11 protein-coding genes and 1 tRNA gene are annotated in these 14,326 nt (G+C 71.9%); 9 read left to right on the top strand and 3 right to left on the bottom strand.

Translation table 11 applies throughout. The features are described from left to right. Window positions 1–38 precede the first annotated feature (38 nt). The gene (locus WMF33_RS22675) at window positions 39–626 is read right to left on the bottom strand and encodes a response regulator (RefSeq protein WP_020736479.1); all 588 of its coding nucleotides are present in this window, start codon (window positions 624–626) and stop codon (window positions 39–41) included. A gap of 3 nt (window positions 627–629) precedes the next feature. Next, window positions 630–1,541 carry an NUDIX hydrolase gene (locus tag WMF33_RS22670; protein ID WP_437339077.1) on the bottom strand — a complete coding sequence of 304 codons (912 nt, stop codon included), beginning with the start codon at window positions 1,539–1,541 and terminating at the stop codon, window positions 630–632. Window positions 1,542–2,053: 512 nt separating this feature from the next. Here WMF33_RS22670 and WMF33_RS22665 point away from each other — a divergent pair. Continuing rightward, the gene (locus WMF33_RS22665) at window positions 2,054–2,416 is read left to right on the top strand and encodes a TraR/DksA family transcriptional regulator (RefSeq protein ID WP_020736477.1); all 363 of its coding nucleotides are present in this window, start codon (window positions 2,054–2,056) and stop codon (window positions 2,414–2,416) included. 118 nt (window positions 2,417–2,534) lie between these two features. Here the strand turns inward: WMF33_RS22665 and uvrA are convergent, their stop codons facing one another. Next, the gene (gene uvrA, locus WMF33_RS22660; RefSeq protein ID WP_437339076.1) at window positions 2,535–5,504 is read right to left on the bottom strand and encodes an excinuclease ABC subunit UvrA; all 2,970 of its coding nucleotides are present in this window, start codon (window positions 5,502–5,504) and stop codon (window positions 2,535–2,537) included. A 309-nt stretch (window positions 5,505–5,813) separates the two neighbouring features. On the opposite strand from uvrA, the gene WMF33_RS22655 reads away from it, so the two are divergent. The 8 genes from WMF33_RS22655 (at window position 5,814) to WMF33_RS22620 (ending at window position 14,294) form a co-directional block, all read left to right on the top strand. After that, entirely contained in the window at window positions 5,814–6,872 is a 1,059-nt protein-coding gene (locus WMF33_RS22655) for a formylglycine-generating enzyme family protein (protein WP_437339075.1), read from the top strand. Window position 6,873: 1 nt separating this feature from the next. After that, window positions 6,874–7,863, top strand: a complete 990-nt coding sequence (locus WMF33_RS22650; RefSeq protein WP_049949585.1) for a formylglycine-generating enzyme family protein — start codon at window positions 6,874–6,876, stop codon at window positions 7,861–7,863. A 352-nt stretch (window positions 7,864–8,215) separates the two neighbouring features. Next, window positions 8,216–8,289, top strand: a tRNA-Ile gene (locus WMF33_RS22645). A 35-nt stretch (window positions 8,290–8,324) separates the two neighbouring features. Next, entirely contained in the window at window positions 8,325–9,080 is a 756-nt protein-coding gene (locus WMF33_RS22640) for a zinc ribbon domain-containing protein (protein ID WP_437339074.1), read from the top strand. Window positions 9,081–9,093: 13 nt separating this feature from the next. Beyond that, window positions 9,094–10,389 (top strand): serine/threonine-protein kinase, encoded by a 1,296-nt coding sequence (locus tag WMF33_RS22635; protein ID WP_437339073.1) that lies wholly within the window; start codon window positions 9,094–9,096, stop codon window positions 10,387–10,389. 189 nt (window positions 10,390–10,578) lie between these two features. Next, a complete protein-coding gene (locus WMF33_RS22630) occupies window positions 10,579–11,055 on the top strand; it encodes a hypothetical protein (RefSeq protein WP_061628376.1) in 477 nt (158 codons plus the stop codon). Window positions 11,056–11,208: 153 nt separating this feature from the next. Beyond that, on the top strand, window positions 11,209–13,482 hold the full coding sequence (locus tag WMF33_RS22625) for a PrkA family serine protein kinase (protein WP_437339072.1): 2,274 nt from the start codon (window positions 11,209–11,211) through the stop codon (window positions 13,480–13,482). Between the two features lie 8 nt (window positions 13,483–13,490). Next, window positions 13,491–14,294 carry a TatD family hydrolase gene (locus tag WMF33_RS22620; RefSeq protein ID WP_020736471.1) on the top strand — a complete coding sequence of 268 codons (804 nt, stop codon included), beginning with the start codon at window positions 13,491–13,493 and terminating at the stop codon, window positions 14,292–14,294. The last annotated feature ends 32 nt before the right edge of the window (window positions 14,295–14,326 follow it).

The following is a 14,326-nucleotide window of genomic DNA, read 5'->3' as shown; positions in this document are numbered from 1 at the left end:
GGCGAGGACGGCCCAGAGAGGCGCCGCCCGCGCCGGGATCACCCCCGCTCGAGGCCCATGAGCCGCTCGAGCGAGTCGCGCAGCTCGCCGGCCTCGCCCTTCTTGATGAAGTCGTAGGCCCCGGCCTCGGTCGCGTTCTTCTTCATCTCCTCGTGGTTCGAGTAGACGATACAGCGGATGTGCGAGGTCGAGTCGATCGACCGGAGGCGCTCCAGGCAGCGCACGCCGTCGAGCCCCGGCATCATCACGTCCAGGATGAGCGCGTCGGGCTGGAGGTTGCCCACCGCGACGAGGGCGTCGAACGGATCCTGGAACGTGGTCAGGTCGAACCTCCGCGAGAGGGTCTTGCGGAGGGCGGCGAGGACGGCGGGGTCGTCGTCGACCACGACGACCTTCGGCTTGCCCATCCGCAGGATCTCCGGGATGGGGTAGCCGTACTTTCGGAGGAAATCGAGCACGTCCAGCCGCCGGAAGCGGAGGTGCCGTCCGGGCGTGCGGAAGTGGCGGATTTCCCCCTTGTCCGCCCAGTTGTGGATGGTCTTGAGGTCCACCTGACAGAAGCGCGCGACGTCGCTCGCGGTGAACAGCTCGGGCTGCGTCGTGTTCTCTTTCGGGTTCGTTTCCATGGCTCACTCCTCGAGATCAGGCGTCGCCGGCACGGAGGGGGCATTCGTCTGGGGGGTGTCGAAGCTCGTCGTGGATCTGGGCTCTCGTTCCTGTTTGATGTGGATCGGGGATCCATGTGCGCAGCATTCTTCAGCGACGAAGCGCCCGTCGCGCAGGACATAACGGGTCGGGCCGTCGACGCGCCGCTCGCGGACCTCGTGCGAGGGGTCGCCCGGCAGCGCCAGGTAGGGCGGCTCGGCCCCATCGCCCGGGACGAAGCGCGGGCAGATCGGCAGGAGCGGCTGGCGTTCCGCGAGCGCCACGGCGCTGCGCACGTCCCGGGCCGCGGAGAGCAGCTCGAGCGTGCGCGACGTCGGCGGGGCGAGAACGATCTCGCCACGCGCGGCGCGCTCCAGCACCTCCGAGGGCGCGGCCCAGAAGCTCATCGTCGTCTCGTGCCCGTCGTGGCGCCCGACCTGGCCGCGCGGCAGCGGCAGCAGGAAGAAGCGCGCGTCGAAGCGGCGCGCCTCGGCGGCGGGGGTGATCCACCGGGCCCACGGCACGAGCGCCGCGAGGGCGAGCTTCAGGCCACGCCGCTCGAGGCTCGCGTCGAGCGGCGTCCCGGCGGCGAGCTCCCGCGCGACCGCATCGATCGCGTCGCCGGACAGCGGCGGATCCGTCGGCAGGATCGCCCCCTCCTCCAGCGTCTCGCGGCACGCCGCCACGCACAGCGCGCGCGCCGCGATCGCGTCCGTCGCGAGCGCAGCGGCGCGCGCCGGCGGATCGGTCGCCCGATCCCTCCAGACTTCCGCGCCGTCCTGCGCGTCCACCTTCCCACCCGGGAACACCACGGCGCCGCCCATGAAGCTCGAGCTCGCGTGGCGGCGGACGCAGAACACCTCGACCCCCACGCGACCGTCCCGCAGGACGATCACCGTGGCGGCATCGCGAGGTCGGATCGGGGTTCGGTTCTGATCGAAATCCAGCAATATGGGATAAATTTGTTCCACGTGAGCTGTCTTTCGTCAAACCGTCCGCTGCGTCTCTTTTCCGGCGTGCTCTGCGGTGAGCATGCGGGTTTGGGGCCAAAACCGCCGCCCTTTCCTGCACCTCGGGGCGCTCCCGCAGGCGCTTTCCACGCTCTCCCGACATCGATGCCGCTGCGAGCGATCGGTCGCGGCCGTCGCGCCGATACGGCGGCGGATGCAGCGGTGATCGCCGCGCGCATCGGGCGAACTCTGCCACCGACGGAGGCGTCGTTGACGGGCACGGCGCTCACGCCTAGAATCCCGCGCCTCGCTATTTCGGGGGGCTATCTGGCCTCTCCGGACATGTCGCGGAGCCGTAAGCCCCGTTCCGGCAGCCCGGGGGTCGACGCCCCGCGGCTTGCATGCGCCAGGGAGCTCAGACGGCGGCGCCGAACGGCGCATTCGACGCGAGAGGACCTATGAACAAGGCCCAGCTGAAAAAGTTCAAGACCCTGCTTGAGACGAAGCGCGACGAGATCGTCAAGAAGGCCAAGCAAACGCTGACCGAAGACATGATGCTCGACGCGAACGATCTCCCGGACGAGATGGACCTCGCGTCGAGCGAGTACCTGCAGTCGTTCACCTTCCGGCTCCGCGGCCGCGAGAAGTCGTTCCTCGACAAGATCCACAAGGCGCTCCTGAAGATCGAGGACGGCACGTTCGGCCAGTGCGAGGAGTGCGAGGAGGAGATCTCGGCGAAGCGCCTCGAGGCGCGCCCCGAGACGACCCTCTGCATCCGCTGCAAAGAGGACCAGGAGCGGGTCGAGAAGGACTACGGCTGAACGCCGCGCGCGGAGGTCCGCCTCGGCGGCCTCCGCGCGGTGGTGCCGCCGCGCCGTCGGGCGTGCGCTCCGCCTCCGGTCCACCTCGCGAGGACCGGGCGGGGCCACGCCCGCTCTTTTATTTGCGGGCCGCCGCCTTGCCGCGCGGCGCCTGCGGGCCGCGGCGCTTGGACGCCGCGAGCACCTCGCGCAGGTACGCGCCGGTGAACGACGCCTCCTCCTGGGTGACGTCCTCCGGGGTGCCCGCCGCGACGATCGTCCCGCCGCGCTCGCCGCCCTCGGGGCCGAGATCGATCACCCAGTCGCTGCACGCGATGACGTCGAGGTTGTGCTCGATGACGAGGACGGTGTTCCCGGCGTCGCGCAGGCTCATGAGGCTCGCGGTGAGCACCTCGATGTCCGAGAAGTGCAGGCCCGTGGTCGGCTCGTCGAGCACGTAGAGCGTGCGGCCGGTGGCCTTGCGCGCGAGCTCGCGCGCGAGCTTCACGCGCTGCGCCTCGCCGCCCGAGAGCGTCGTCGCGGGCTGGCCCAGCGTGATGTAGCCGAGGCCGACCCGCGCGAGCGCGGCGAGCCGCTCGCGGACGCGGGGGAGCGCCTCGAACTGCTCGATCGCCTGCTCGACCGTGAGGTCGAGCGCGTCCGCGATCGACATCCCGCGGTAGAGCACCTCGAGCGTCTCGCGGTTGTACCGGCGGCCCCCGCACGTCTCGCACGTGACGAAGATGTCGGGCAAGAAGTGCATCTCGATCCGGAGCACGCCGTCGCCCTGGCACGCCTCGCAGCGGCCGCCCTTCACGTTGAACGAGAAGCGGCCCGCCTTGTACCCGCGCGTCCTCGCCTCCGGGAGGCCCGCGTACAGCTCGCGGAGCAGCCCGAAGACCCCCGTGTACGTCGCCGGGTTGGAGCGCGGCGTGCGGCCGATGGGCGCCTGATCGATCGAGATCACCTTGTCGATGTGCGAGAGGCCCTCGATGCCGTCGCACGCGCCGATCGGGGCGGAGCTCCGGTACAGCTCGTTCTTCGCGGCCGGCAGGAGCGTGTCGACGATGAGGCTCGACTTGCCGGAGCCGGACACGCCCGTGACCGTGCAGAACAGGCCGACCGGGATCTCGGCCGTCACGTTGCGGAGGTTGTGCGCCCGCGCGCCGGCCACGCGGATGAAGCGCCCGTCGGGGCGCCGGCGTTTCGTGGGGATCGCCAGCTGCTTCTTGCCGCTGAGGTAGGGGCCCGTGATCGACGCGGGATCGGCGCTCAGCTCCTCCGGCGTGCCCTGCGCCACGACGTTGCCGCCGTGCACGCCCGCGCCCGGGCCCATGTCCACGACGTGGTCGGCCGCGAGGATGGCGTCGCGGTCGTGCTCGACGACGACGACGGTGTTGCCGAGATCCACGAGCCGCCGGAGCGCCTCGAGCAGGCGCGTGTTGTCGCGCGCGTGCAGGCCCACCGAGGGCTCGTCGAGCACGTAGAGCACGCCGACGAGCGCGGCCCCGATCTGCGTCGCCAGGCGGATGCGCTGCCCCTCGCCGCCGGAGAGGGTCTGCGCGGAGCGATCCAGCGTGAGGTAGTCGAGCCCGACGTCGATGAGGAAGCCGAGGCGGGCGATCACCGCGCGGAGCAGCGGCTCGGCGATCGCGCGCTCGCGCGGCGCGAGCCCGCCGTCGGCTGGCGGCTCGCCCGCGGCGTCGCCGCTGCCGGGGGGCCGCGGCGCTCCGTCCTTGGGCGGCATGAGCCCCTCGAGGAAGGTGCGCAGCGTGCGCAGCGGCAGGGTGCCGACCTCCGCGATGTTGCGATCGCCGAGGCGGACGGCGAGCGCCTCGGGGCGCAGGCGCCTGCCGTCGCAGGCGTCGCACACCCGCGTGATGACGAAGCGGCCGATCTCGTCGGAGAGCGCGGCGCTGTCCTCGTCGGGATCGGCGTCCTCCTCGTCGGCGAGGGCGGGCTCGCCGCTGCTCAGGAGCCGCTCGAGCCGCGGGATGATCCCCTCGTAGGCCGCCTTCTTCTTCCCCCGGCCGCCGGCGCCCGAGGCGTCGCTCCCCTCGAGGATCGCCTGCCGCACGGCCGCCGGCAGCTTCGCCCACGGCACGTCCGGATCGCAGCCGAGCGCGCTCACGGCCCGCTCCGTCTCGGTGGCGAGCGAGAGCGAGCCGCGGCGCCCCCACGCCACTACGGCGCCCTCGCGGAGCGTGCGCCGCGGATCGGGCACCACGCGGTCCGGATCGATGCGCGTCCTCGCGCCGATGCCGTCGCAGGCGGGGCAGGCGCCGTGCGGGCCGTTGAAGGAGAACATCCGCGGCTCGATCGGCGGCAGGGAGATGCCGCAGTCGATGCACGCGAAGCGCTCGCTCATCCAGAGCGGCTCGATCTTCATGCCGTCGCTGGAGATGTCGACGAGCAGCCGGCCTTCGCCCAGCTTGAGGGCGAGCTCGACCGAGTCGGTGAGCCGGCCCTTGATGCCCTCCTTGACCACGATCCGGTCCACGACCACGTCGAGGTCGTGGGCGCGCGTGCGGTCGAGGACGATCTCGTCGCCGAGGTCGACGATCTCGCCGTCGATGCGCGCGCGCACGAACCCCTCGCGCCGCAGCCGCTCGATGTCGAGCTTCAGCTCGCCGCGGCGGCCCCGGGCGATCGGCGCCATGATCGTGACCCGCGTCTTGTCCCCGAAATCGAGGATGCGGTCGACGATCTGCTGCACGGTCTGGGCCTCGATCCGCTTGCCGCACGCGGGACAGTGGGGGGTGCCGACCCGCGCGAAGAGCAGGCGGAGGTAGTCCGAGATCTCGGTCACCGTGCCGACGGTCGAGCGCGGGCTCTTGGCCAGCGCGCGCTGCTCGATCGCGATCGCGGGCGAGAGGCCCTCGATCGACTCCACGTCGGGCTTGGACAGCTGCTCGAGGAACTGCCGCGCGTACGCGGAGAGCGACTCGACGTAGCGGCGCTGCCCCTCCGCGTAGATGGTGTCGAACGCCAGGGAAGATTTGCCCGAGCCGCTCGGGCCGGTGATCACCACCAGGCGGTCGCGCGGAAGCGACACGCTGACGTTCTTGAGGTTGTGCTGCCGAGCGCCTCGAACGACCAGTCGATCCATAGGGGGAACCGGAGAGCTATCACACACGGCAGCGGGCGGGGCGCGCTCCTGCGCGCGCGCCGCTCTCCCGCTGCCTTCCCCGCCGCTCTCCCGCCGTACCTTTCCGCATTCCCGGCGGGCGCGGCGCGTTTCCCGCTTGCTCGATGCGCGGCGCGTCTTCCCGTTCTTCCGGCGCGCAGCGCGTCGAGACGCGTCGCGCCGGACATGGTGTTCCGGAGGTCCTGCAATTCTTCTCACGTCGCTGCGCCGCGAGCTGGACTATGAGGGGGCGCGCGGGGTCACGTGGAAGCGCAACCTAGGAGCATCCTGATGGCGGTCGGCGCCGGCGCTGCGCTCGGCGCGGTCGCGCTCCTCGCGCGGTACGCCCCCGAGCTCGACGCGCTGCTGCTCATGCCGCCCGCTCCGCCCGGGCGCTCCGCGGCCCTGCCCGCCGCGCCGCGCTCCGCGGACGCCGCCGCGCCGGCCTCCCCGCCGTCGGCGTCCAGCGCGCCCGGCGCGCCCGCTCGCCCGGGGGAGCCGACGGCGTCCGAGGAAGGCTCGCCCCCCGGGCCGGCGCCGATCCCCCGGGGCGCGCCGGCCTCCGCGGCCCCGCCGGTCGACCGCTTCGCGGACGATCCGGCGGCGCGCGCCGCGTGTCCGGCCGACATGACCCTCGTGGAGGGCGATTTCTGCCCGTCCCTCCCGTATGTCTGCGCCCGCGCCGGCGACGGGATCGGCCACGGCTGCGCCGAGTACGCGCGCGGCGCGCGCTGCCGGGCGGCCGTGGACCCCCGGCGCTTCTGCATCGACCGCCACGAGTGGCCGAACCGGGTCGGCGAGCTGCCGCGCGTCTACGTCGACTGGCACGAGGCGCGGTCGCTCTGCGCCTCGATCGGCAAGCGGCTCTGCCGGCGCTCCGAGTGGATCCTCGCTTGCGAAGGACCGAAGCGCCTGCCTTATCCTTGGGGATTCGTGCGCACGCCGAGCCCCTGCAACATCGATCGCGCGGCGATCGCGTTCGACATCGACGCGATGGTCGACGAGGAGACCCGCGAGGGCGAGATCGCCCGGCTGTGGCAGGCCGATCCGATCGGATCGCACCCGAACTGCATCAGCGCCTACGGGGCGTACGATCTCGCCGGCAACGTCGACGAGTGGACCGACAACCTGGCCGACGATCCGGGCACGTCGCGCCCGGCCACGCTCAACGGCGGCTACTGGGGTCCGGTGCGGAACACCTGCCGCCTCACGACGGGGGGGCACGGGCCGACCTTCAGGTTCTACCAGGCCGGCTTCCGCTGCTGCGCGGACACGGTCGACGGCGTCGTCACGCCGCCGCCGCGGCCGTTCATCGAGCGCGACCGCGAGAAGGACGGCGTGTACGACTGACATGCGCGAGCGCCTCGCCTTCATCGCCGCCCTCGCCGTCGCCGCCCTGGTGAGCGCGCTCCTCTTCGCCCCGCGCTTCCAGCGGCGGCCGGAGCCGCTCGACCTGTCGAGCGCGGCGCCGCCGGCGAGCGTCCCGCCGCCGGAGCCCGCGCCGCCCGCGCCGGCGCTCGCGCCCCCTCCGCCCCCGCCGCTGCCCGCGTACGTGCGCGTCAACCCGGCGAGCGCCACGGCCTGCCTCGGCGGGATGGTGCTCGTGGACGGCATCTACTGCCCCTACGTCGGCCACCACTGCGCCTCCTACATCGACGAGAAAAAGGACATCTGCGCGCGGTTCGAGCCCGAGGTCCTCTGCGAGGGGCGCCTCCAGCACCGGCGCTTCTGCATCGACGTCTTCGAGTACCCGAACATCGAGGGCGTCCGCCCGGCGGTGATGGTCAACTGGCTCGAGGCGAAGCGCGCCTGCGAGGTCGAGGGCAAGCGGCTCTGCTCCGGCGAGGAGTGGGAGTTCGCGTGCGAGGGCCCGCAGATGTGGCCCTATCCCTATGGAATTGCTCGCGATCCCGAGGCATGCAACATCGACAGGAAGATCGCGATGCCCGTGCTCGAGGTGTTCGGCGACCCCTGGAAGATCTCGGCGGAGGTCGAGCGGCTCGACCGCCGGGTCGCGTCCGGGGAGATGCACCGGTGCGTGAGCCCCTTCGGCGTGCGCGACATGACCGGCAACGTCGACGAGTGGGTCAACAACGAGCTCGGCCACCTGGACGAGCAGCCGTTTCGATCGACGCTGAAGGGCGGGTACTGGGGGCCGATCCGCTCGCGCTGCCGCCCGGTGACCTCGACGCACAACCGGTGGTTCCGCTTCTATCAGGTCGGGTTCCGCTGCTGCGCCGACGCGCTCGACGGGGGCAAGGCCGTGTCCCCCGCCGCGAAGACGGCCCGCATCCCGCACCGCAGCCCGATGGCCGATCCGGCCGGGCGGCAGGGTCCGTGAGCGATCGCTGCCCGAGCGGACCCTCGCCGCCGGCGCGGCGCCGCCCGCGAAGGCCCGCCGCCGCCGCGGGGCGAGCGCCGTCCGCCTGCGCGGCGAGCGCCGTCCGCCTGCGCGGCGAGCGCCGTCCGCCTGCGCGGCGAGCGCCGTCCGCCTGCGCGGCGAGCGCCGTCCGCTGCGGGGCGAGCACCGTCTGCAGCCGGCGCTCTCGCGCGGCCGAGCCGCCCCGGACCGCCGCGGAGCCGCCGTGAACCTGGGCGGCCGAAGCGCTCCCCTTCCAACTGCGCGCCGCTTGGACTACGTTGTCGGCCGGTGCGAAAGTGGGCGGACCCGAAGGGGCTTCGCTCATGCACCAGGGCCTATAGCTCAATCGGTCAGAGCCCCCGGCTCATAACCGGGCTGTTCCTGGTTCGAGTCCAGGTGGGCCCACGAAAGCCACGAAACAGAAGGAGACAAGGAAGCACGTGAGCATCCGCGAGCAGATCGCATTCCTCGAAGAGCTGTCGGCCATCGACAGCGATATCCGCCGCATCGATGAGCAGCTCGACAAGCAGCGCGGCAGCCTGGAAGGGATGCGGTCCGAGCTGAAGCGGCTAGAGGAGCGGCTGAAGGCCGATCGGGAGACCCTGGCGGCCATGGAGAAGACGCGCTCCGAGCTCGTCGTCGAGCTCCGCCAGATGTCGACCCAGATCGAGCGATCGCGGGAGAAGCTGCAGCGCTCCCGCAACGAGCGCGAGTCGAACGCGGCGCAGCGCGAGATCGAGGAGCTGCGCAAGCTGCACCGCGATCGCGAGGAAGAGATCGAGCGCCTGAACACCGCCTCCGAGGGCGCGCGCGGGGCGATCGAGCAGGCCGAGGCGAAGCGCGTCGAGCTCGCGGGGGCGATCGACGGCAGCGCGCCGGGGACGCAGGCGTCGCTCGCGGCGCTCGAGGCCGAGCGCGCCCTGCGGGCCGAGGCGCGCCAGCAGGTCGTCAGCAAGCTGCCGGTCGTCCTGTACCGTCGCTACGAGTCGATCCGCACGCGCAGGCCCGTCGCGATCGCCCGCACGTACGACGGCACGTGCCTCGGCTGCCACCTGTCCGTGCCGCCGATGATGTTCCAGAAGATGCGCCGCCAGGAGGAGTTCGAGCGGTGCCCGAACTGCAACCGGATCCTCTACTACATGCCGCCAGAGCCCGCGCCGGGCAGCTCGCCTGCCGCGGACCCCTCCCGCGCCTGACCCCGGGGGCGGCTTGAAGACCTGCTCCGCCTGCTTCAGGCTCTTCTCTCAGGACAGCGGCTTCTGCCCGATCGACGGGCAGCGCCTCATCCCGGTCGCGCAGGCCTCGCCGCCGCGGCACCCGGACGACCGGCGCGTCGGCGCGACGCTCTGCGGCGGGCGCTATCAGGTCTGGCGCATCGTCGCGGACGGGGGCATGGGGCGCGTCTACCAGGCGCTCGATCTCCGGGCTGGCCGCAGCGTCGCCCTGAAGATCCTCCACCCCGAGGTCGCGCTCGACGAGGTGAGCGTCGAGCGCTTCCACCGCGAGTTCGAGGTCAGCGCGTCGCTGCCCCACGAGCACATCGTCGAGGTGGTCGCCTTCGAGAAGACCGAGGACGACAGCTTCGCGCTCGTGATGGAGTACCTCGAGGGCGAGGAGCTGCGGACGGTCCTGAAGCGCGACAAGGTGCTGCCCCCGGAGCGCCTCGTGCGGATGCTGTCGCAGGTGGCGCTGGGCCTCGTGGAGGCCCACGAGCGCAAGGTCGTGCACCGCGATCTCAAGCCGGACAACATCTTCCTCGTCGGCACGCACGACGGCGACCGGGTGAAGATCCTCGACTTCGGCAGCGTGCGCGACAACAGCGAGGGCGCGAAGAAGCTGACCGTCGTCGGCACGACGATCGGCTCGCCCTTCTACATGTCGCCCGAGCAGGCGCAGGGGCTGCTCGCGCTCGACCACCGCGCCGACGTCTGGTCGGTCGCGGCGATCGTGTTCGAGTGCGTCACGGGGCGGGTCCCGTTCCACGCGCCGACCGGCCCGATGATCCTCGTCGCCATCATGGGCAGCAACCCGGTGCCCCCGAGCGAGGCGGGCAAGGCGTACGGGGTGCCCGCGTCGCTCGATCCGGTGATGGAGGCGGCGTTCATGAAGAGCCCGGAGGCGCGCCTCCCGTCGGTCGGTCTGCTGGCCGATCGCGTCGGTCAGGCGTACGGCCTCGCGGGGTCTCACCGCGACTGGGCGTACATGCCGCAGAAGGAGCTCGCGGCCCGGATCCGCGCCGCGATGCCGGCCGTGCTGGCCCGCCACCAGCAAGGCGCCGCCGGTGGCGGCGGCGACGGGCGCTCGCTCGTCGGCGCGGCCGCCGCCGGCGCCGAGCGAGCGCCCGGCGCCGCCGCGGTCGCCGCGCCGTCGACGGGCGCCGCCGACGCGTTCGCCGAGGATATCGTCATGGGGGTGCCCCAGCGCATGCCGCGGTGGGTCGTCCCCGCGGTGGCCAGCGCGGCCGTGCTGCTCTGTGCGCTCGTCGCCCTGCTGATCTCGCGCTGAAACGCGGCTGGAGACGCGCCCGACCGCGCGCCCGTCAGGCGCCGCGGCGCGTGAGGCCGTCGCGGCGCCTGCGCCCGTCCTCACGGGCGCCCGGGGCCCCGTGTTCGCGCGGAAGCCGCCGCTGTGTTATTTGTGTTGACCATGAGCACTCATCCTTCAACTCGGACCCGCAAGCCTCTCCCCGCCGCGATGTGCCTGATCGCTCTCTCCGGGCTCACCGTCGTCGGCTCGGGGTGTAGCCAGAGCGAAGCGGCGACCTCCCGCAGCGTCGCGGATGTGCCTGCGGCGTCACCCCAGGGCGGAAAATCGAAGGTCGAGGATGCGGTCTACACCCTCGAGATGAAGCCGACGGGGACGTACAAGGCCGGCCAGGAGGGGGCCGTCGAGGTCTCGCTCCTGTCGAAGGGCGACTACCACATCAACGACAAATACCCCATCAAGTTCAAGGTCACTGAGCCGGCCGCCGAGGGCGTCACCTACCCGAAGCCCTTGCTCAAGCGAGAAGACGGCGCGTTCGAGGAGAACAAGGGCGTCCTCAAGGTCCCGTTCGTCGCGGCCAAGAAGGGCAAGGCCAAGGTGGCGGGCGTGCTCTCCTTCAGCATCTGTAGCGCCGCGAACTGCCTGATGCAGAAGCAGGAGCTCGAGGCGGTCATCGACGTGCAGTAGGCACAACGGTAAACTCGGCCTCACGTGAATAACGACACCTCCGGTAGCCGGGGGGGCCAGCCCAGCGCGGTCGGCCCCAGCCAGACAGTTCAAGGCAGTGCGGCGGAGCGGGCTCGAAAGGCCCTCTCCGAGCTCGACGCCATCGCCACATCGATGGCCCGGCGCTTCAACGAAGAGCAGCGGGTCCTCTCCTTCCAGCAGTACCTGGAGCTGTTCGCCTCGAACCCGGTCCGCTTCGGTCGCGACGCGGCTCGCTACGTCCGCGACATGTTCGACCATTTCGGCACGCGGACGATCAAGAAGCCCTGGGGGGAGCTGACCCGCTTCCAGCTGTTCGATCTTCCGTGGGAGCTCCCTGCGGCCGAGGCGGCGCAGCAGGGCGCGACGCCGTCGGCCGCGTATCACGGGCGGGATTTCGCGCTGATCGGCCACGAGGAGCTCCAGGCCGAGGTCTACCGGGTGCTCTGCAACTTCGTGCGCGAGGGCAGGGCCAACCGGCTCGTCCTGATGCACGGGCCGAACGGCTCGGCGAAGAGCACGCTCGCCGCCTGCATCCTGCGGGCGCTGGAGCACTACTCGACCCTCGACGAGGGCGCGCTGTACCGCTTCCACTGGGTCTTCCCGAGCCGCAAGACGACGCGCGGCTCGATCGGCTTCGGCGGCGACGTGAAGGCGAGCGCCGCGGACGGCGCGAGCTACGCCCACCTCGAGGACGATCAGATCGACGCGCGGCTCGTGATCGAGCTCCGGGACCACCCGCTGTTCCTGCTCCCGGTGCGCGAGCGGCGCGCGCTCATCCTGAAGCTCTACGAGGACGCCGGCGCGACGGAGCCGCCGCCCGAGTGGCTGATGAGCGGCAAGCTGTCCCACAAGAACCAGCAGGTCTTCGAGGCGCTCCTCGTGGCGAGCAACGGCTCGCTCGCCGAGACGCTGCGGCACGTCCAGGTCGAGCGGTACTTCATCTCGCGCCGCTACCGCGTCGGCGCCGTCACGATCGGCCCGGAGCTCTCGGTCGACGCCGGCGAGCGGCAGATCACGGCGGATCGCTCGCTCGCCTCGCTGCCGACCTCCCTCCAGGCGACGACGCTCTTCGAGGCGCACGGCGAGCTCATCGAGGCCGCTGGCGGCGTGCTCGAGTTCAGCGATCTCCTGAAGCGCCCGCTCGACGCCTTCCGCTACCTCCAGCTCACGCTGGAGACCGGCGAGGTCAGCCTGCCGCAGCAGACGTTGCAGACGAACGTCGTCATGATCGGCAGCGCCAACGACGTGCACCTCAACGCGTTCCGGGAGCACCCGGAGTTCCCGAGCTTCCGCGGGCGCTTCGAGCTCCTGCGCGCGCCCTATCTCCGGAGCTACCTCGACGAGCAGACGATCTATGACGGGCAGATCGTCCCGTTCGTGACCCGCCACGTCGCCCCGCACGCGACACGCGTCGCCGCGCAGTTCGCCGTGCTCACCCGCATGCGCCAGCCGGAGGCGAAGCGGTACCCCGACGCGCTCGCGCCGCTCGTGTCGAGCCTCACCGCGGTCGAGAAGATGGAGCTGTTCGCGACGGGCACGGCGCCGGAGCGGTTCGACGCCGAGGCGCAGAAGGTGCTGCGCGCCGGCATTGAGGCCATCTATCACGAGAGCGACGCGTCGGTGGACTTCGAGGGGCGGCTCGGCGTCTCGCCGCGCGAGGTGCGGACGCTCCTGCTCGACGCGGCGCAGAGCCCGGACCACGCGTGCCTCTCGCCGTTCGCCGTGCTCTCGGAGCTCGACGCGCTCTGCAAGCGGCAGGCGGAGTACGACTGGCTCAAGGAGAAGCAGCTCGCGGGCGGCTACCACGACCACCGGCTCTTCCGCGAGGTCGTGCGCACGCGCCTGCTCGACACGATCGAGGAGGAGATGCGATCGGCCAGCGGCCTCGTCGACGAGACCCGCTACGCCGAGCTGTTCGATCGGTACATCTCCCACGTCGGCGTCTGGGTGAAGGGCGAGAAGATCCGGAACCCGCACACGGGCGACTTCGAGAACCCGGACGAGCGCATGATGCGCGAGGTGGAGGCGCTGCTCGGCGTCCGCACGAAGCACGACGACCACCGGCGCGGCCTGATCTCGGCGATCGCCGCGTGGGCCATCGACCACCCGGGCCAGAAGATCGTGAACGCGGTCGTGTTTCCGCAGCAGATCCGCAAGCTGCGGGAGGCGGTGTTCACGGAGCGGCGCAAGGGCGTGGCGCTGCTCGTGCGCGACCTCGTCGCGCTCCTCCGCGACGCGCAGGGCGACGGCAAGTCCGAGAAGGGATGGGGCGAGCTGCGCGAGGAGGAGCGCAGGAACGCGACGCGCGCGTTGGAGCGGCTGCACGTGATGGGCTACTGCGATCGCTGCGCGCTCGACGCCGCGAGCGCGCTGCTCCGCGCGCGCTTCGCGGAGCTCGTCACCTGAGCCGAAGCATGCTCATCGACTCGCACTGCCACGTCGACCCGCACCATTTCCGCGAGGGCGCGGACGCTGTCCTCGACCGCGCGCGCGCCGCCGGCGTCGACGCGTTCGTGGTCGTCGGCGTCGACGCGGATCTGTCCGCGGCGCGCTTCGCCGCGGAGCTGGCGGCGCGGCGCGCCGACGTGCACGCCGCGGTCGGCGTCCACCCGCACGACGCCTCCGCCCTGGATGACAGGATGCTCGCGGAGCTCGAGGCGCTGGCGCGCCGCCCCGAGGTCGTGGCCGTCGGCGAGATCGGCCTCGACTACCACTACATGCACTCGCCGAAGGACACACAGCAGCGCGTCTTCGCCGACCTCGTCGCCCTCGCGCGGCGGGTGCGGAAGCCGATCGTCATCCACACGCGCGAGGCGCCGGAGGACACGCTCGCCATCCTGGAGCGCGCAGGCGCGAGCGACGTGGGCGGCATCATCCACTGCTTCTCCGAGGATCGCGCGTTCGCCGAGAGGGCGCTCGCGCTCGACTTCGATCTCTCGTTCTCGGGCATCGTCACCTTCAAGAGCGCGCGCGCGATCCAGGAGGTCGCCGCGTGGGCGCCCGGGGACCGGATCCTGGTCGAGACCGACAGCCCCTACCTCGCGCCCGTGCCGTTCCGCGGGAAGCGGTGCGAGCCGGGGCACGTGCTGCACACGGCCCGCTTCGTCGCGGAGCTCCGGGGCGAGCCGTTCGAGGCGCTCGCCGCGCGCACCGCGGAGAACACCCGCCGGCGGCTGCGGCTGCCGAAGGGCGACGCGCCCGCCGCGCCCGCCGTCTGACACGCGCACGACGTCGGACACGAGCGCCGCGC

The organism is Sorangium sp. So ce394 (assembly GCF_051474665.1).
In the GTDB taxonomy this organism is placed as follows: Bacteria; Myxococcota_A; Polyangia; order Polyangiales; family Polyangiaceae; genus Sorangium; species Sorangium cellulosum_D.
The sequence above is the reverse complement of the archived record's forward strand: the minus strand, read 5'-3'. Positions and strand labels throughout refer to the sequence as shown.